The organism is Parvibaculum sp., assembly GCF_030651915.1.
Classification (GTDB): Bacteria; Pseudomonadota; Alphaproteobacteria; order Parvibaculales; family Parvibaculaceae; genus Parvibaculum.
In genome coordinates this window covers 243,043-261,469 of sequence record NZ_JAUSBV010000002.1, presented here as the reverse complement: position 1 = coordinate 261,469, position 18,427 = coordinate 243,043, and the positions used below count along the sequence as shown (strand labels likewise).

Here is an 18,427-nt window from a genome sequence, read left to right as displayed (position 1 = left end):
CCGAATGGCATCGGATGACCGCGCTTGACCTCGGCGGACTGTTCGAGAGCGGCAGTGCCGATCCACGCGAGGTGACCGAGGCATTCCTCGCAAGGGCGGCACTGACGGATCCCGATCACCGCATCTATGTCCGCCTGCTCGAAACGCGCGCACGCGCCGAGGCAGCGGCGGCCGCCGATCGGGCGAAGCGGGGCTTGCGCCGCCATGCGCTCGATGGCGTTCCGCTTTCCTGGAAGGATCTCTTCGATACGGCTGGCGAGCCGACCGCGGCGGGCTCGCTGCCGCTGAAGGACCGTGTGCCCACACGCGACGCCGAGGTGCTGGCGCGCGCCACCCGCGCCGGCGCCGTCTGTCTCGGCAAGACGACGATGACGGAGCTTGCTTTTTCGGGCCTCGGCATCAATCCGAAATTCGGCACGCCCGCCAATGCACATGACGGAAAGATAGAGCGCGTGCCCGGCGGTTCATCGGCAGGTGCGGGCGTCTCCGTTGCGCGCGGACTGGCAGCAGGCGCCATCGGCACCGACACCGGCGGGTCGGTCCGCATCCCGTCGGCCTGGAACGGCCTCGTCGGTTTGAAGACGACGGCGGGCCTCTTGCCGCTCGACGGCACGGTGCCGCTGTCGCCGACCTTCGACACGGTGGGGCCGCTGGCGAAAACCGTCGAAGACGCGGCCGCGATCTTCGCGCTGCTCGAAGGAAAGCAGGCACGCGCGCTTGAACCTTTCGATCTTTCCCGTGCCGTCTTCTGGTTGCCGGGAGGCGTCGCCTGGTCGGAACTCGACGACGGCGTCGCCATCGCGCTCGAAGCGGCAATCCGCCGCCTCGTCCATGCCGGCGCGCGGATCGTCGAACACAAATTGCCTCAGCTTGACGAAATCGACGCGCTCGCCTGGTCGCCGAAATCGAGCCGCCTCGTCGCCGAAGCCTACGTGCAATGGAACGAAATGCTGGCCGCCAACAAGACCGACATCTATCCGCCGGTTTATGACCGCGTGATGGCGGGCGCCGCGCTCACCGCCTCCGACATCATTGCCGCCGATCTGAAGCGCACTGACATTCGCGCCCGCTATCTCTCGGCGACGGCGGGCGTCGATGCTGTGCTGATGCCGGCCGTGGCGATTTCGCCGCCGCCGATCTCAACGCTCGAGGCAGGCGGAGAAGCCTATTTCCGCGCCAACCGCTTGGCGCTGCGGAACGCCACGATCGGCAATCAGCTTGGTCTCTGTGCGGTGACGCTGCCCGCTGGCTGCGATGCGCGCGGTCTGCCAATCGGATTGATGTTGCAAAGCCATCCGCTCACGGAAGAAAAACTGCTTCGCCTTGCGTTCGCAGCCGAGCACGCAATGAATTGATGAAAAAAGCCCCGGAGAGAGACCTCCGGGGCTTTGTTCTTGCGGCGAGCTTGCCGTCAGTTGGTCGGTTCGGCGCGTGCCTTGTCTTCAAGGGCGCGCTTCTGAACGTAGGAGAGGATGGCTTCGACATCTTCCTCGCTGACGAGATCGGCAAAACTCGCCATGCCGTTGGCCGAGAGAAGGCCGCCGCGCACAATGTCCTGAAAGTGCTCGCGCACGTTCTCGTTCATGCGCCGGAGGTCGGGTGTCACGCCGGGGCTGATCGCCAGCGCACCATGGCAGAGCATGCAATATTGCGTATAGGCGATCTCGCCCTGCCGCACCGTTTCCTCGTTCGCCGTCAATGCCGGCCATTCGGGTATCGACTGGTCGCGCAGGGCCAGCTGCGGCAGCGTACCGCCACCGCCGAGCTTGAAGGTGATCAGGCGGCCTTCATTGCCATATTTTGCCGCTGCCGATGTCCGCGCATCGCCCGAGACGATGTTGACGCCACCCCAGCCCGCCAGCACGGCGACATATTGCTCGCCATCGACGGTATAGGTAACGGGCGCGGCGACAATGCCGGTCTGGATATGTTGCGACCAGACCCGTTCGCCGGTATCGGCCTTGTAGGCATAGAAATAGCCATCAGCAGTTCCCTGGAAGACGAGATTGCCGGCAGTCGCCAGCACCCCGCCATTGAGCGGCGCCGGATACTCAACCTGCCAGCGCGCTTCGCCGGTCACCGGATCCCACGCCTTCAGATAACCCTTCTCCATCGGGATTTCCGGCAGCGCGGTGATCGCGTCGATATAGGCGGTCCAGTCCATACCGGTGTTCCACCAGTTGTTCTTCGGCGTGTACGCGCCCTCGTTCTTCCACTGTTCGCTCAGCGAATAGATGCCGGCGATGTCCTGCGTCGGGATGTAGACAAGCCCGGTGCCCGGATGAAATGCCATCGGATGCCAGTTATGTGCGCCATTGGCCGACGGCAGCACGAAGGCGGTCGCCTCGCCGAACTCGCCCTCGCCGGTTTCAACCGGACGTCCCGTCTCGAGATCGATATGGCTTGCCCATGTCGTCGTTGAGAAGGGATTGGCCGAGATGAGCTTCCCCGTCTCGCGATCGAGGACATAGAAGAAGCCGTTCTTCGGTGCCTGCATGATGACATTGCGCAAGCGGCCGTCGATTTCGATGTCGGCCAGCATCAGCGGCTGCGTTGCCGTGTAGTCCCAGTTGTCGCCTGGCGTCGTCTGGTAGTGCCACTTCATCCGGCCGCTATCGGCATCGAGCGCCAGGATCGACGACAGATAGAGATTGTCGCCGCCGCCGGGCGAACGGATTTCGCGCGTCCAGGGGGAACCGTTGCCGGTGCCGACATAAAGCGTATTGGTTTCGGGTTCGTAGACCATCGAATCCCAGGCTGTACCGCCGCCGCCGATCTTCCACCACTCGCCGCCCTTCCAGGTCGGCAGCGCCGCTTCAAGTTCGGGATGCTCGACCGGCAGCGCCGGATCGCCCGGCACCGTGTAGAAGCGCCAGGCCTCGGCGCCGGTCTCGGTGTCATAGGCGGTGATGTAACCGCGTACGCCATATTCGGCGCCGCCATTGCCGATCACGACCTTGTCGCCGAAAACACGTGGCGCACCCGTGATTGTATAGGGCGGGCCGGGGATCGTGTTGACCTCCCAGACGACGGCGCCGTCGGTGGCGTCGAGCGCAAAAAGCCGCCCGTCGAAGCTCGCTGTGTAGACGCGGCCCTTCCAGACCGCAACACCACGATTGACGACATCGCAGCAACCGTAACGGCCCCATTCGCCGGGAACTTCCGGGTCGAAGCGCCAAAGCTCGGTCCCGCTCTTCGCATCGACCGCGATGGTAATGCCCCAATTGAGCGAGAGGTACATGACATCGTCGACAACGATGGGCGTGGCCTCAAGCCCGCGCGTCGTCGCCGTGTCGAGCGACCAGGCAAGCGCCAGTTCGCCAATATTGTTGTCGTTGATTTGATCGAGCGGCGAGAAACGCTGCTCATCGTAAGTGCGGCCATGGGAAAGCCAGTTGCCAGGTTCCGCATCGGCCGCCGCAATGCGCGCGCCGTCTATGTCGGCAAATCCGCGCGGCGCGGCCTCTTCCACCACTTCCTCGACGACCGGCGCTTCCGCCACCGGTGATGCCGTCTCTTCGACGCCGCTTGAAATCAACTGCCAGCCGATAAAGCCCGCCAGCACGACGCCCGCTGCGGCGTTGACCGCCACAGGCCAGTTTTTTGCCAGATCCGCCATGACCTCCCCGTCCCTGTTTATGGGCCCCCTGCCGCCGCGCGGATCGGGCCCAACCCTCCAATTTGCGGAGTTGTGCTCCACTTTTTGTGTCGGAAGCTTAACCGAAGGTCCGATGCCGCGAAACCCACCCCATACGCCGAAAAAGCGGCGTGACTCCGGACACATGCAGCCGGGGCGCCAACTCACAATAAGCCAATAGGTCAAAAAATAGGCAATTAAGAAAATACGCCTACGAAATGTGCATGTCAGGTATGAATCCTTACGTCGATCATGGCCGGGTACAAAAATATTGCAATAAAAACAACAATATAGATCTACGACGACAAACGGCATGCTTCTTGAGAACAAGGCCACCAAGCGCCGGAAAACCGCCCGCCGGGGAGACGGACGGCGCGCCGCGCGCAACAAGGCCGGGGGCATGACCCACCGGCGGCACATGGAGAGACGAATGACCGACAAAATTGAAAAAAAGGGGCTTCTCCGCCGGCGCGCGCTTGCCGCCGCCACCGGCGCGTTTGCGCTGGCCGCGATGACCGGCAGCGCCATAGCCCAGGAGGAGGTCGTTGAGCTGAGCGCCGGTGACACGGCCTGGATGCTGACCGCCACGGCGCTGGTCCTGCTGATGACCATCCCGGGCCTCGCGCTGTTTTACGGCGGCATGGTCCGCAAGAAGAACGTTGTCGCCATGGCAGCGCAGGTCTTTGCGATCGCCGCGCTGATGTCGGTGGTCTGGATGGTGGCCGGCTACTCCTTGGCCTTTGGCGATGGCGGTTCGATGAACGCCTATGTCGGCGGCCTCGACAATCTTTTCCTGTCGGGTCTGACCGTCGATGCGCTGACGGGCACGATCCCCGAAAGCGTCTTCATGACGTTTCAGATGACCTTTGCGATCATCACGCCGGCGCTGATCGTCGGCGCCTTCGCCGACCGCATGAAGTTTTCCAGCATGCTGGTCTTCATGACGCTGTGGGTGATCTTCATCTATGCACCGATCTGCCACTGGGTCTGGGGCGGCGGCTTCCTTGCCGAGGACGGCGTGCTCGATTTCGCCGGCGGCACGGTGGTGCACATCAATGCTGGCATCGCCGGTCTCGTCGCCTGTCTCGTGCTCGGCCCTCGCAAGGGTTTCGGTATGGAAAACATGGCCCCACACAATGTCGTGCTGACGATGGTCGGTGCCGCGCTGCTCTGGGTCGGCTGGTTCGGCTTCAACGCCGGCTCGCAACTCGCCGCCGACGGCCGCGCCGGTATGGCGATGGCAGTGACGCAGATCGCGACCGCAACGGCCGTGCTCGGCTGGATGTTTGCCGAGTGGATCGTCCACCGGAAGCCGACGCTGCTCGGCCTCGCCACCGGCGCCATTGCCGGTCTCGTCGCAATCACACCGGCGGCCGGCTTCGTCGATCCGATGGGCGCGCTCTGGATCGGCCTTGCCTCGGGCGTGATCTGCTTCATCGCCTCGACCAGCATCAAGCGGGCGATCGGCTATGACGACGCGCTCGACGTCTTCGGCGTCCACGCGGTCGGCGGCATTGTCGGCGCGATCCTGACCGGCGTCTTCGCCACCGTGGCGATCACCGGCGGCGACACGCCGCTGGGCGGCCTCGAGGGCAACTGGGCCCAGGTCGGCATCCAGATCAAGGGTGTTATTGCGACAATCGTCTATTGCGGCCTCGGCACCTTCGTCCTGCTGATGGTGACGAAGATCTTCTTCGGCCTGCGCGTAACGCCGCAGGAGGAAGTCGACGGCCTGGACATCAGCCAGCACGGCGAAGTCATCCAATAAGTCGCGCCTCTCCGCGACGGAAAGGGCGTTCCGCAAGGAGCGCCCTTTTTGTATGCGCAGACGCCTTGGTCGGATCGATCCGTGGGCTGACCGTCAAGGAAACACACTGCACACAAATTGTGCAGCAACGCGCTGCGGCGCAGGCATTCCGGCTTTTACGGCCGCGCTTCAAAAGAGAATCGGCCCGAGTCCGGCTGTTTTTTGATCTTCGCAGTCGCGGCACGTTTCTTGATTGGTGATGCACGCCCGCATTCGTGCGGCCGTTGCACAAGCGGGGTGCGGCAGGGGTGGGGCAGACAACGCGCCGGGCGCACAAGGCGATCCGGCGGCAAGACAAAGAGGAAACTCAAATGAAGCTCGTTATGGCGATCATCAAGCCATTCAAGCTGGATGAGGTTCGCGAAGCGCTGACCGCGATCGGAGTCCAGGGCCTGACAGTGACGGAAGTCAAAGGCTACGGCCGTCAGAAGGGTCAGACCGAAATTTACCGCGGCGCTGAATATGCGGTGAACTTTCTGCCCAAGCTGAAGATCGAGATTGTGGTCGCTACCGGACAGGCCGATGCGGTCGTGTCCGCCATCAGCGGCGCTGCCAAGACCGGTCAGATCGGCGACGGCAAGATTTTTGTGCTTTCCGTGGAGCAGGTGCTGCGTATTCGCACCGGCGAGACGGACGGGGAAGCGATTTAATCCCTATACGGATCGAATAAGTTTCGCGGTAACGGGGACGGTAACCCTCTAATGAGAGAGGAACGATGACCAAAGTAGGAAGATACACACGCCTGGCAGGTATGGCAGGGCTCGCGATACTGGCAATGACCGTGCCGTCGATGGCACAGGAAGTCGAGGAGATCGCGGAAGAGGCGTTCGAACTGAGCGCACCGGAAACGGCGTATATTTTCAACACGCTGCTGTTTCTGATCGGCGGCTTCCTCGTTATGTGGATGGCGGCGGGCTTCACCATGCTCGAAGCCGGCCTGGTACGTTCGAAAAACGTCGCCATGCAATGCACCAAGAACATCAGCCTCTACTCGATCGCCGGCATCCTCTACTACCTTGTCGGCTACAACCTGATGTATGACGGCGTCGATGGCGGCTATATCGGCTCGCTGGGTCTCTGGGGTGTCGACGATTCGGGTGGCGTCGCCGAAGACGGCACCGGTTATTCCTCGGCCTCCGACTGGTACTTCCAGATGGTCTTCGTGGCGACCGCCGCATCGATCGTCTCGGGCACGCTGGCCGAGCGCATTCGGCTCTGGCCCTTCCTCCTCTTCACGGTTTTCCTGACCGGGTTCATCTACCCGATCCAGGGTTCCTGGCAGTGGGGCGGTGGCTGGCTCAGCGAAATGGGCTTCTCCGACTTCGCCGGTTCGACGATCGTTCACTCGACGGGCGGCTGGGCCGCGCTGATGGGCGCGATCATCCTCGGTCCGCGCCTCGGCAAATACATCAAGGGCGGAGGCATCAATCCGATGCCTGGTTCCTCGATGCCGCTGGCGACGCTTGGCACCTTCATTCTCTGGCTGGGCTGGTTCGGCTTCAACGGCGCCTCGCAGCTTGCGCTGGGCACCATTGCGGACGCAAACGCGGTGGCGACCATCTTCATCAACACCAACATGGCCGCCGCCGGCGGTGTGGTGGCGGCGATGGCGCTGACGCAGCTTCTCTACAAGAAGGTCGACATCACCATGGCGTTGAACGGCGCGCTTGCCGGTCTCGTCTCGATCACCGCCGAACCGCTGACGCCGACGCTCGGCTGGGCGCTCGGCATCGGCGCCATCGGCGGCGTCATCGTCGTGCTGACGGTGCCGCTCCTCGACAAGCTCCATATCGACGACGTGGTGGGTGCCATTCCGGTCCATCTCTTCGCCGGCATCTGGGGCACGATGGCCGTGCCGCTGACCAATGCGGACACGAGCTTCGCCATTCAGGCGACGGGCGTCGTCTCGATCGGTCTCTTCGTCGCGCTGACAAGTCTTGTGCTCTGGCTGGCGCTGCGCGTCACCATCGGCATCCGCGCCAGCGAGGAAGAGGAACATATGGGCATGGACAAGGCCGAGATCGGTATCGAGGCCTATCCCGAGTTCGTGACCAACTAGACGTTCGGCACATGGGCGCGGCGGCCTCCCCCTCGGGCCGCCGCTCTCCTCCCGCAGCCGCCGGCGCCCTCTGCCACCAAACCGGGGCGTCGGCGGCGAACCTAGGAGCCCGGTAGGTCCCCCCTGCCGGGCTCCATTTTTGCCCGAGCCGACGGACCGCACATCGTGCCTGTCCAGCATTTCCTATCATTCTCATTATCTGCATAATATTTAGGCCCATTGCCTATGAAGCGTGGTCAATCGCTAGGCGCTGTCGCGCGCTACCGGCCACCCGCATCATGCTAAGTCCTTGATTGAAGCTGCCCTTCAAAGCAGCATGGCGATGGCATGCCTCTTGATTGGGCAGGGCGCTGAAGAAAAATGCCGGCAACGGCCCTCAGTCGCCCGGCGGGGGAATTCGCCCGGGCGTTCGGTGGCAACGAACAGGGAGATCCCTCATGGATCCGATCGAAAGCGCAAGCGCCGGTCTCGGCGCCGGCGGCGACGTCTTTTTCATTCTGATGGGCGCCATTCTGGTTTTCGCGATGCATTCGGGCTTCGCCTTTCTCGAAGTCGGCACGGTGCGGCACAAGAACCAGGTCAATGCGCTGGTCAAGATTCTGGCCGATTTCGCCGTCTCGACGGTCAGCTATTTCTTCATCGGCTACAGCGTCGCCTATGGCGTCGACTTCCTGGTCAGCGCCGCCGAGTTGAGCGGCGCCACCGAGGGCTCCAGCTATGGCCCGCAAGGCGTCGATCTGGTGAAGTTCTTCTTTCTTCTGACCTTTGCGGCCGCCATTCCGGCAATCATTTCGGGCGGCATCGCCGAGCGCGCCCGCTTCTGGCCGCAAGCCGTCGCCACTGCGATCATCGTCGGTCTGGTCTATCCCTTCTATGAGGGCCTCGTCTGGAACGGCAACTGGGGCTTTCAGGACTGGCTCGAGGCCGCTTTTGGCGCGCCCTTCCACGATTTTGCCGGCTCGATCGTCGTTCATGCCGTCGGCGGCTGGCTGGCCTTTGCGGCCGTAATCATGCTCGGCCGCCGCGTCGGCCGTTACACGGCGGACGGCAAGCTGATCGGCTTTCCGCCTTCCTCGATCCCGTGGCTGGCACTTGGATCCTGGTTGCTCTGCATCGGCTGGTTCGGCTTCAACGTGGTTTCGGCCCAGTCGCTGGAAGGCATCTCGGGCCTGGTCGCGATGAATTCGGTGCTGGCCATGGCAGGCGGCATTCTGGCGGCCCTCGTCGTCGGCAAGAACGATCCGGGCTTCATTCACAACGGCGCGCTGGCCGGTCTTGTGGCCGTCTGTGCCGGTTCCGACATCATGCATCCGGTCGGCTCACTGGTCGTCGGCGCGGTCGCCGGCGCGTTGTTCGTCATCATGTTCGACTTCTGCCAGCGCCGCCTGCGCATCGACGACGTGCTTGGCGTCTGGCCGCTGCACGGGCTTTGCGGCCTCTGGGGCGGCATAGCGGCGGGCATATTCGGCATGGCGGAACTCGGCGGCCTTGGTGGCGTCAGCTTCATCAGCCAGCTCATCGGCTCGCTGGCTGGCGTCATCTATGCGGCCGCCCTTGGCTTCGTCGTCTATGGCGGCCTGAAACTGGTCACCGGCATCCGCCTGACCCGCGAAGAAGAGCACCGCGGCGCCGATCTCTCGATTCACAGCATCGGCGCCAACCCGGAATCCGAGATCCCGGTTCGTTGACATCGCAGTCCGGGGCGGCGCGCTGCCACCCCGGACTATTAACCAATGGTTAATGATTTGCTTGCAATTGTGTGGATAAGGCGCGGGAATTCCACAGCTTTTTCCACCGGGTGCGACACGCCGCGCCACTGGACCCACCTGACCGCCACCGCTAAGATCGCGCCAGCTCAAGACGCTTAACCATCGGGACCCGCCGATTTCCTCAAGGCCGGACCCCGGACCCCGCGCGAGATTCATGACGGACAGTGCCGCCGCCTCCCGTTTCGACAGCCTGCCCGACAGCCCCTTTCCGCGCCTCAACGCGCTGATCGAGGGCCTGGCGCCCGGCAAGCCGCCGCTCGTCATGTCGCTGGGCGAGCCGCAGCACGCTTTTCCGTCCTTTGTGATCGATGAAATCAACCGCCATGCGGGCCTTTTCGGCAAATATCCGCCGATTATCGGAACCGCCGAATTTCGCGCCGCGGCCGCCGGCTGGCTTGCTCGCCGCTATGGCATCGGCGAGGCCATCGGCAAGGACGCAGGCCTCGATCCCGACATTCAGATCCTGCCGGTCAATGGCACCCGTGAGGCGCTGTTCAATATCGCCCTGGTCGCCACCCCGCCCGAAAAACGCGGGCAGCGCCCGGCAATCCTGATGCCGAACCCCTTCTATCAGTGCTACGCCGCCGCCGCGCTGGCGGCAGGCGCCGAGCCGGTCTATGTGGCGGCCACCAGAGAGACCGGCTTCATGCCCGATTTCGAGGCGCTGCCTGAAGAACTGCTGGCCCGCACCGCGATGATCTATTTCTGCTCGCCCGCCAACCCGCAAGGCGCGGTCGCAAGCCATGATTACCTGACGCAGCTCATCGCCCTGGCCCGCCGCCACGGCATCGTGCTGGCAATCGACGAATGCTATGCCGACATCTACGACCGCAAGCCGCCGGCAGGCGCGCTGCAGGCGGCGCTCGCGGCAAGCCGGGGGCAAGGCGACCCTTTCGCCGATCTGATCGTCTTTCACTCGTTGTCAAAGCGCTCGAGTCTGCCGGGCCTGCGCTCCGGCTTCTGCGCCGGCGGCCGCGCCCTGATGACCCGCTTTCGCAATTTCCGCAACATTGCCGCCCCGCAGGTGCCGCTGCCGCTGATGGCCGCCAGCGCGGCCTGCTGGGCCGACGATGCCCATGCCGCGGTCAATCGCGATCTCTACCGCGCCAAGATTGACGCAGCCGAACGCGTCTTCGGCAATCGTTTCGGCTTCTACCGGCCACCCGGCGGCTTCTTTCTCTGGCTCGATGTCGGCGACGGAGAACGGGCAGCGCGTGAGCTCTGGGCCAAGGCCGGCGTGAAAGTGTTGCCGGGCGCCTATCTCTCGCGCGAAGATTCACCTTACGGTCCACCGGGCAATCCCGGCGCGGCCTATATTCGCGTCGCGCTGGTCGACGGGATCGGCGAAACCGAAGAGGCACTGGCCCGCATGGCGGAGGTCCTGTGATCGGTGCCTTGACGCGGGCCGGCCGCAAGCCCGCAGCGAAGAAGAGCAAGATGCGTCCGGGGAACGGCTCCCGGAAGCAGGAAGCCCCGAGGGGCCATCGGAGGATGCAGCGCGTGAGGAGTTGGCTCGTCAACCCGCTCGCCTATCTGCCGCCGGCGTTGCAGGCTTTTCTGGCGCGCCGCGTCTTCGAAGGGCTGGGCGTTGCGCTCCTTGCCCTCGGCACCTTCGGCTTGCTCGCGGTGCTGAGCTGGTCGATCGACGATCCGAGCCTCAACAATGCGACAACCCGCCCGCCCGGCAACTGGATGGGCCTGCCCGGTGCCTATGTCGCCGACATTCTTCTGAACGCGCTCGGCCTTGCCTGCCTGCTGCTGTTGCTCCCCTGTTTTGTCTGGGGCGCGCGCGCCTTCGCGCATCGCGGTACCAGCTGGCTGGCCCTGCGTGTCGCCGCATGGCTTGCCGCCACGCTTTTCGCCGCCATGGCGCTCAGCGCCATGCCGCACTTCGCCTTCTGGCCGCTGGCGCTCGGCCTTGGCGGCTTGCTCGGCGACGGTCTCGCCACGCTGGGCTTCAGCATTTTTTCGCCCTTCACGGTTGAGGCGCTGGCCTGGGCGCTGACAGCGCTGCTGACGGCACCGATCGTCTTTTTCCTGATCCTGTTTGCAACCGACATCTCGTTTGCCGATCTGAAAGCAGCCGCCATCTGGCTGCGCGACCTGCGCAAGGCGAATATCGTCGCCGAGGAAGAACGCCGCTACGCCTCGGGCGCCCGGCCGCGGCGCCGCGCCGGCGCGGAAGAGCCGCTCGCCCGTCCCCACCGGCCAGATGTCGAGCCGAGCCGTTTGCGCATTCTCGTCTGGGAAATTGGCGACCGGCTGACCGACGGGCTCGATCGCCTGTTGCGGCGCGGCGACTATGCGCCGCTGTCGCAGGAAGAAATCGATGCCGCTCGCGCAGGCGCCCGCGGCGGCTTCGGCCAGCGCGGCCCGGCTGAAAGTGCGGCTGAACGGCGCGCCCGCCGCCGCGAGGCGCGCGATGCGCGCGCCATCGAGGAGCGCGTTGAACCGAAAATCGACCGGCCCGGCCCGCGCGTTGCGCGTAGCGACACAAAACCGCTGAAGCCGTCGAACCGCGCCGCGCGCGAGGCGCAACCGAAACTGCAGCTGGAACCGGCCGGCGACTATCAACTGCCACCGCTGAGCCTGCTCACCAAACCGAAGCCGCCGGCCCTGACCGCCAAGCTGACCGACGACGCACTGCAGGCAAACGCCCGCCTGCTTGAATCCGTGCTCGACGATTTCGGCATCAAGGGCGAAATCATTTCGGTGCGCCCCGGTCCGGTCGTCACGCTCTACGAACTCGAACCCGCGCCCGGCATCAAGTCCTCGCGCGTCATTTCGCTCGCCGACGATATCGCTCGTTCAATGAGCGCCGTCTCGACCCGCGTCGCCGTCGTGCCGGGCCGCAACGTTATCGGCATCGAGCTGCCCAATGCGCGCCGCGAAATGGTCTATCTGCGCGAATTGCTCGAAAGCCGCGACTACGAGAATTCCGGATCGAAGCTGACGCTGGCGCTCGGCAAGAATATCGGCGGCGAGCCGGTGCTGTCGGATCTGACGCGCATGCCGCATCTGCTGATCGCCGGCACCACCGGCTCCGGCAAATCGGTCGGCATCAACACGATGATCCTGTCGCTGCTTTACCGGCTCTCACCCGACCAGTGCAAACTGATCATGATCGATCCCAAGATGCTGGAGCTCAGCGTCTATGACGGCATTCCCCATCTCCTGGCCCCCGTCGTCACCGAGCCCAAAAAGGCCGTCGTGGCGCTGAAATGGGTCGTCAAGGAAATGGAAGACCGCTACCGCAAGATGTCGAAAGTCGGTGTACGGAATATCGACGGTTACAACACCCGCGTCTCCGAGGCGAACGCCCGCGGCGAGGTGCTGGTGCGCACCGTGCAGACCGGCTTCGACCGCGAATCGGGCGAGGCGATCTACGAGGAAGAGGAAATGGACCTTGCGCCCATGCCCTTCATCGTCGTCATCGTCGACGAAATGGCCGACCTGATGATGGTCGCCGGCAAGGAGATCGAAGCCGCCGTCCAGCGCCTCGCGCAGATGGCCCGCGCCGCCGGCATCCACATCATCACCGCAACGCAGCGTCCCTCCGTCGACGTCATCACCGGCACCATCAAGGCGAACTTCCCGACCCGCATTTCCTTCCAGGTGACATCGAAGATCGACAGCCGCACGATCCTCGGCGAACAGGGCGCCGAACAATTGCTCGGCCAGGGCGACATGCTCTACATGGCCGGCGGCGGCCGCATCCGCCGCGTCCACGGCCCCTTCGTCTCCGACGAGGAAGTCGAGAAAGTCGTGACCTTCCTGAAGAAGCAGGGCGTGCCCGAATATCTCGAAGCGATCACCGCCGAGGAAGACGAGGGCGGCGATCCCTTCGCCTTCGACAGCCCCGGTTCAGGCGACGATCTCTACGACAAGGCTGTGGCCATCGTCGCCCGCGACAAGCGCGCCTCGACCAGCTACATCCAGCGTCGCTTGCAGATCGGCTATAACCGCGCCGCGCGGCTGATCGAGCTTATGGAAGAACAGGGCGTGGTCAGCCCGCCCAATCATCAGGGAAAGCGCGAGGTTCTGGTCGGCGAGCGCTGATTGCGACGGAACCCCGACGGCGGGTCGTTAATGTTCCGATAAGACAAGGTCGCCAAAACGCCCTGCCAGCCTCCAGATTTCGCCACAAAGGTTGCCCATGTTTACGGTCATGAGAGATATCGAACAAAACCGCCGCCGCCGTCAGGGCATGCTTTTCGCCGCAGCTGTGGCCGGCTTGGGCATGCTGTTTCTGGCCTTTGTCAGCGCCGGTGGCAGCGCGCGCGCCGAGACCACGGATGCCGCCTCGGCGGCCCAGGGCGACGACGCCGCGCTTGCGGCGGCGAGCGCCTATCTGGCGGCACTGGAAAACATGCAGGGTGACTTTCTGCAGCTCGGCCCCGACGGCTCGGTCGCCGAAGGAAAATTCTATCTGCGCCGCCCCGGCCGCCTGCGTTTCGAATATCAGCCCCCGGAGAATTTGCTGGTCGTGGCCGACGGCACCTGGGTCGCCGTCAAGGACAGCGCCTCGCCCGCGCAGCGCTACCCGATCGCGTCGACACCGCTGAGCCTCTTCCTTGCCGCCGATGTCGACCTCGCCAGAAGCGCCCGGGTTCTCAATGTCGAGAGCCAGCCCGGCGCATTGCTGATCACGCTGGCCGACCGCGCCGGCGAAGCGCCGGGCCAGATCACGCTGATTTTCGACCAGCCCAACCTGCAACTCCGCCAATGGGTCGTCACCGACGCGCAGGGCCTGCAAACGACGGTGGCGCTACGCAATGTCCAATCGGGCATCCGCGCCGACAATGCGCTCTTTACCCTGCGCGACGAGCAACGCCCCGCGATCGGCGGCAAGAGATAAGCATTTCCGTCGAATATACTCGACAGCGCGCGGTCGCTGCGCCTTGACCACGCAGGGGTCAGACGTGGTAATTTGATCCGGCATGACCCGGAAATCCCTGAACCCCGCGAAGCGGCGCCCGATTGTCGGCGTGCCTTGCGACGTCAAGATGCTGGGGCCGCATCCTTTCCATGCCGTCGGCGAAAAATACATCGCCGCCGTGGATGGTGGTGCGGACTGCCAGCCCGTGCTGCTGCCGGTGCCCCGTGCGCCGGTCGACACCGCCGCCGATCTCGATGACATCTTTGCGCTCTGCGACGGGATTTTCCTGACCGGCTCGCACTCGAATGTCCACCCGGACATTTACGGTGGCTCACCGCCGCGCGAGGGCGTGTTGCTCGATCGCCAGCGCGATGCCTTGACCCTCGACCTCATTCGCGCCTGTGTGGCGCGCGGCGTACCCTTCTTCGCCGTCTGTCGGGGCTTTCAGGAATTGAATGTCGCCTTTGGCGGCACGCTTCATCAGCATCTGCAGGAAGAGCCGGGCGAGGAAGGTTTCGCGCCGCGCCTCGATCATCGCGAGGCGAAGGACGACCCGCTCGAAATCCAGTACGGCCCCGCGCATGAGGTGACGCTGACACCGGGCGGGGTCTTCGAACGGCTCATCGGCCAGCCGGTGATCGAGGTCAATTCGCTGCACGGCCAGGGCGTCGCGAAACTCGGGCCCGGCCTGACCATTGAGGGTCGCGCCGCCGACGGCACGATCGAGGCAATGCGCGTAACGAACGCCAGGGCCTTTGCGCTCGGCGTACAATGGCATCCGGAATGGCGCTATTGGGAAAACCCGGTTTCGCAAAAATTGTTCCGGGCATTCGGAGACGCGGTGCGCGAAGCATCCGCGAACAACACGGCGACACAGGAAAGCAAGGTGCCCCATGGCGATGGGCGAGGAAAAGACGGAGAAGGTCGGCAGCACGGAAGACCTGGTCAAGTGGCTTAAGGACCGCCGCATCACCGAGGTCGAATGCATGGTCTCGGACATGGCCGGCATTGCGCGTGGCAAGATCATCCCGACACGGAAGTTTGTCACCGGCCTCAACGAACGTTCGCTGAAACTGCCGGAATCGATTTTCGGCCAGACGGTGACCGGCGATTATGTCGACAGCGATTTCCTGGGCGACATCGAACCCGACATCATCCTCGATCCCGATCCCACGACCGTGCGTATCGTGCCCTGGTACGACGAGCCGACGGCGCAGATTATCTGCGATGCGAATTATCGCGACGGCCGCCCGGTGCCGATCGCGCCGCGCAACGTGTTGAAGCGCGTGCTGGCGCTCTTCGACGAAAAAGGCTGGCAACCCGTCGTCGCGCCCGAGATCGAATTTTATCTGGCGGCCAAGAATATCGACCCCGACTATCCGCTGGAGCCGCCGGTCGGCGCCAATGGCCGTCAGGAAACCGCGCGCCAGTCCTACGGCATCGACGCGGTCAACGAATTCGATCCGATCTTCGAGGACATGTACGATTTCTGCGAGGCGCAGGATCTCGACATCGATACGCTGATCCATGAATCGGGCGCCGCCCAGGTCGAGATCAATTTCGACCATGGCGACCCGCTTGAAATCGCCGATCAGGCCTTCCTCTTCAAGCGCACCATGCGTCAGGCGGCGCTGCGCCACGGCATCTATGCGACCTTCATGGCCAAACCCTATGAGGGCGAGCCCGGCAGCGCCATGCATATCCACCAGTCGATCGTCGACAACGAGACCGGCGACAATCTCTTCGCGACCAAACAGGGCAAGGACACCAAACTCTTCCTCGCCTATATCGCCGGCTTGCAGAAATTCCTGCCCGACGCGATGGCGCTGATTGCGCCCAACGTCAATTCCTACCGCCGCATCGTCCGCGACCACGCCGCCCCCATCAACACCCATTGGGGCCACGAAAACCGCACGGTGGGCCTGCGCGTGCCGGAGGCCAAGCGCAACGGCCGCCGCATCGAAAACCGCGTGCCGGGCGCCGACGCCAATCCTTACCTCGCCATCGCCACCTCGCTGGCCTGCGGTTACATCGGCATGATCAACGATCTGAAGCCGACCAAGGAAATGACCGGCAATGCCTATGACAGCAAGCGCTACGCCCTGCCGCGCCATCTCCTCGACGCCCTCGACAATCTGCGCACCTCGTCTGAACTGAAGGAAGTGCTCGGCCAGGATTTCGTGCAGGTCTACATGGACGTCAAGCTGACCGAACATGAGGCCTATCAGCAGGTGATCTCGGCCTGGGAACGCGAGCATTTGTTGCTGAACGTGTGAGGATGATGCGGGCGCTACTCTGGACTGGCACCGTTATCAACTTGGTGATCTTCCTGCCAGCGCTCTATCTGCTTGGCGCCGCATTGGCCGTATCCGGAATGGCAGGCGGCCTGCAGTGGCTAACCATAGCGCCCGTGCTGGCTTTGCCTGTTTTTTGTATTGTCGCACCCGCATTGGCGTGGAAGCAATTTGATCGATTTCGAGCCGGTTGGGCCGTGTCAATCATGCTGACGCCCGTCGCATTGGCGGGGGTTCTGGCTTCTTTCATGGCCTTTGTGTAGAATGCCCATATGTTCCGCACTTGTCTGCATATGAACCGGGGACAGAAGCACGAACTTCTAATCCTCTGCGCGCGCATCGGCTACAACCCATAGCGCAGCTCCTCGCGCGGACTTCCGTCCGCGCTTTCCGACACAATCCCATCAGCCGTTCGGATACGGAGCACTTTCATGTCGCAGACCGCAACGATTTCAAATCAGACCAAACGCTGGCAGGAGATGGACGCCGCCCATCACCTCCACCCCTTCACCACGCACAAGGATCTCGCCGCGAAGGGCGCGCGTGTCATCACCCATGCCGAAGGCGTCTACCTTTACGATTCCGAAGGCGCGCGTCTCATCGACGGCATGGCCGGTCTCTGGTGCGTGCAGGTCGGCTATGGCCGCGAGGAACTGGCGCAGGCCGGCTACAAGGCGCTGAAGGAACTGTCCTACTACAACAACTTCTTCCAGACGACCAATCCCTACGCGGCCGAACTGTCGCAGAAACTTTCGGAAGTCTGCCCCAAGGGCATCGATCGCTTCTTCTTTGCCAATTCGGGTTCCGAAGGAAATGACAGCGCGGTCAAGATCATCCGCTATTTCTGGAACCTGCAGGGCAAGCCCGACAAGAAGATCTTCATCGCCCGCAAGAAGGCCTATCACGGCGTGACCATGGTGGCGGCGTCGCTGTCGGGCCTGACCCATATGCACCCGCAATCCGACCTGCCGATGCCGGGCTTCGTTCATGTCGAATGTCCGGACTGGTTCGCCGAAGGCGGCGAGCGTACGCCGGAAGAACACGGCCTGATCACCGCGCGCAGCCTTGAAGAAAAAATTCTCGAGCTCGGTGCCGAGAATGTCGCCGCCTTTGTCGCCGAGCCCGTGCAGGGCGCGGGTGGCCTGATTATCCCGCCGCCGAACTACTGGGCCGAGATCCAGCGCATCTGCAGGAAATACGATGTGCTGCTGCATGTCGATGAAGTGATCTGCGGCTTCGGCCGCACCGGCAACTGGTTCGGCTCCGACACTTTCGGCATCGAGCCCGACATGATCAACATGGCCAAGGGCCTGTCGTCGGGCTATCAGCCGATCGCCGCCGTCGGCCTCGGAAAGCGCGTCGGCGATGTCGTCTTCAATTCCGACGAGGAGTGGTCGCACGGCTTCACCTATTCCGGCCACCCGGTCGCCTGTGCCGTCGCACTCGCCAATCTCGAGATCATCCAGAAGGAAAAGCTGGTCGAAAAGGCGGGCGGCGCCACCGGCGCGCATTTCCAGAAACGTCTCGCCGAGCTGGGCGATCATCCGCTGGTGGGCGGCACGCGCGGTGTCGGTCTTCTCGGCGCCATCGAGCTTGTGAAGAACCGCAAGACCCGCGAGAAATTCCCCGATCTCGGTACCGTCGGCGCGATCTGCCGCAATCACTGCTTTGCCAACGGCCTCATCATGCGCGCCATTGGCGACACCATGGTGCTGAGCCCGCCGCTGACGATCACCGGGAGCGAACTGGATGAGCTTTTCACCCTCGCCCGCCGCTGCATCGACCTGACGGCGAAGGATCTCGGCGTCGCCTGACCGGCCGCGCCGGCGGCACGTCAGGCCAGCCGATGCGGCAAACGGCCGCATCGGGGCGGCCGGCCGGCGCCTTGTGTCATCGGCCGCAACGCCTTGTTCTCAAAAGGTTTTATCCCGCGCGCGCCTGGATCAATTTGCAGTTTACGAATGTAAATGAACCATATTGAA

General features: G+C 63.6%; 13 protein-coding genes. 12 read left to right on the top strand and 1 reads right to left on the bottom strand.

Features of this window, described 5'->3' with window-relative positions; translation table 11 throughout:
• Positions 1-14 precede the first annotated feature (14 nt).
• Positions 15-1,355: an amidase gene (locus tag Q7V31_RS01700; protein WP_304732083.1), complete on the top strand. Its 1,341-nt coding sequence runs from the start codon at positions 15-17 to the stop codon at positions 1,353-1,355.
• Between the two features lie 56 nt (positions 1,356-1,411).
• Here the strand turns inward: Q7V31_RS01700 and Q7V31_RS01695 are convergent, their stop codons facing one another.
• On the bottom strand, positions 1,412-3,619 hold the full coding sequence (locus Q7V31_RS01695) for a PQQ-dependent dehydrogenase, methanol/ethanol family (protein ID WP_304732082.1): 2,208 nt from the start codon (positions 3,617-3,619) through the stop codon (positions 1,412-1,414).
• 448 nt (positions 3,620-4,067) lie between these two features.
• Between Q7V31_RS01695 and Q7V31_RS01690 the strand changes: the two genes are divergently transcribed.
• The 11 genes from Q7V31_RS01690 to Q7V31_RS01640 all read left to right on the top strand — a co-directional run bounded on the left by Q7V31_RS01690 (position 4,068) and on the right by Q7V31_RS01640 (position 18,259).
• Positions 4,068-5,405 (top strand): ammonium transporter, encoded by a 1,338-nt coding sequence (locus tag Q7V31_RS01690; protein ID WP_370690619.1) that lies wholly within the window; start codon positions 4,068-4,070, stop codon positions 5,403-5,405.
• Positions 5,406-5,755: 350 nt separating this feature from the next.
• On the top strand, positions 5,756-6,094 hold the full coding sequence (locus Q7V31_RS01685) for a P-II family nitrogen regulator (protein ID WP_304732499.1): 339 nt from the start codon (positions 5,756-5,758) through the stop codon (positions 6,092-6,094).
• A gap of 65 nt (positions 6,095-6,159) precedes the next feature.
• Positions 6,160-7,503, top strand: coding sequence for an ammonium transporter (locus Q7V31_RS01680; protein ID WP_304732081.1), 1,344 nt, complete (start codon positions 6,160-6,162; stop codon positions 7,501-7,503).
• A gap of 437 nt (positions 7,504-7,940) precedes the next feature.
• Positions 7,941-9,191, top strand: coding sequence for an ammonium transporter (locus Q7V31_RS01675; protein WP_304732080.1), 1,251 nt, complete (start codon positions 7,941-7,943; stop codon positions 9,189-9,191).
• Positions 9,192-9,426: 235 nt separating this feature from the next.
• The gene (locus Q7V31_RS01670) at positions 9,427-10,659 is read left to right on the top strand and encodes an aminotransferase class I/II-fold pyridoxal phosphate-dependent enzyme (RefSeq protein ID WP_304732079.1); all 1,233 of its coding nucleotides are present in this window, start codon (positions 9,427-9,429) and stop codon (positions 10,657-10,659) included.
• Between the two features lie 104 nt (positions 10,660-10,763).
• A complete protein-coding gene (locus Q7V31_RS01665) occupies positions 10,764-13,331 on the top strand; it encodes a DNA translocase FtsK 4TM domain-containing protein (RefSeq protein ID WP_370690618.1) in 2,568 nt (855 codons plus the stop codon).
• 97 nt (positions 13,332-13,428) lie between these two features.
• Positions 13,429-14,130, top strand: coding sequence for an outer-membrane lipoprotein carrier protein LolA (locus Q7V31_RS01660; protein WP_304732077.1), 702 nt, complete (start codon positions 13,429-13,431; stop codon positions 14,128-14,130).
• A gap of 82 nt (positions 14,131-14,212) precedes the next feature.
• Complete coding sequence (locus Q7V31_RS01655; protein ID WP_304732076.1) at positions 14,213-15,109, top strand: gamma-glutamyl-gamma-aminobutyrate hydrolase family protein; 897 nt, start codon at positions 14,213-14,215, stop codon at positions 15,107-15,109.
• Positions 15,045-16,427 (top strand): glutamine synthetase family protein, encoded by a 1,383-nt coding sequence (locus Q7V31_RS01650; protein ID WP_304732075.1) that lies wholly within the window; start codon positions 15,045-15,047, stop codon positions 16,425-16,427. The genes Q7V31_RS01655 and Q7V31_RS01650 overlap by 65 nt, the downstream gene beginning before the upstream one ends.
• A 2-nt stretch (positions 16,428-16,429) precedes the next feature.
• Positions 16,430-16,708 carry a hypothetical protein gene (locus tag Q7V31_RS01645; protein ID WP_304732074.1) on the top strand — a complete coding sequence of 93 codons (279 nt, stop codon included), beginning with the start codon at positions 16,430-16,432 and terminating at the stop codon, positions 16,706-16,708.
• A 168-nt stretch (positions 16,709-16,876) separates the two neighbouring features.
• Positions 16,877-18,259 carry an aspartate aminotransferase family protein gene (locus Q7V31_RS01640; RefSeq protein ID WP_304732073.1) on the top strand — a complete coding sequence of 461 codons (1,383 nt, stop codon included), beginning with the start codon at positions 16,877-16,879 and terminating at the stop codon, positions 18,257-18,259.
• Positions 18,260-18,427: the final 168 nt, after the last annotated feature.

Coding starts and splice junctions, on each gene's coding strand:
- Q7V31_RS01700 (WP_304732083.1), top strand. CDS start 15: ATGACCGCGCTTGACCTCGGCGGACTGTTCGAGAGCGGCAGTGCCGAT.
- Q7V31_RS01695 (WP_304732082.1), bottom strand. CDS start 3,619: ATGGCGGATCTGGCAAAAAACTGGCCTGTGGCGGTCAACGCCGCAGCG.
- Q7V31_RS01690 (WP_370690619.1), top strand. CDS start 4,068: ATGACCGACAAAATTGAAAAAAAGGGGCTTCTCCGCCGGCGCGCGCTT.
- Q7V31_RS01685 (WP_304732499.1), top strand. CDS start 5,756: ATGAAGCTCGTTATGGCGATCATCAAGCCATTCAAGCTGGATGAGGTT.
- Q7V31_RS01680 (WP_304732081.1), top strand. CDS start 6,160: ATGACCAAAGTAGGAAGATACACACGCCTGGCAGGTATGGCAGGGCTC.
- Q7V31_RS01675 (WP_304732080.1), top strand. CDS start 7,941: ATGGATCCGATCGAAAGCGCAAGCGCCGGTCTCGGCGCCGGCGGCGAC.
- Q7V31_RS01670 (WP_304732079.1), top strand. CDS start 9,427: ATGACGGACAGTGCCGCCGCCTCCCGTTTCGACAGCCTGCCCGACAGC.
- Q7V31_RS01665 (WP_370690618.1), top strand. CDS start 10,764: ATGCAGCGCGTGAGGAGTTGGCTCGTCAACCCGCTCGCCTATCTGCCG.
- Q7V31_RS01660 (WP_304732077.1), top strand. CDS start 13,429: ATGTTTACGGTCATGAGAGATATCGAACAAAACCGCCGCCGCCGTCAG.
- Q7V31_RS01655 (WP_304732076.1), top strand. CDS start 14,213: ATGACCCGGAAATCCCTGAACCCCGCGAAGCGGCGCCCGATTGTCGGC.
- Q7V31_RS01650 (WP_304732075.1), top strand. CDS start 15,045: ATGGCGATGGGCGAGGAAAAGACGGAGAAGGTCGGCAGCACGGAAGAC.
- Q7V31_RS01645 (WP_304732074.1), top strand. CDS start 16,430: ATGATGCGGGCGCTACTCTGGACTGGCACCGTTATCAACTTGGTGATC.
- Q7V31_RS01640 (WP_304732073.1), top strand. CDS start 16,877: ATGTCGCAGACCGCAACGATTTCAAATCAGACCAAACGCTGGCAGGAG.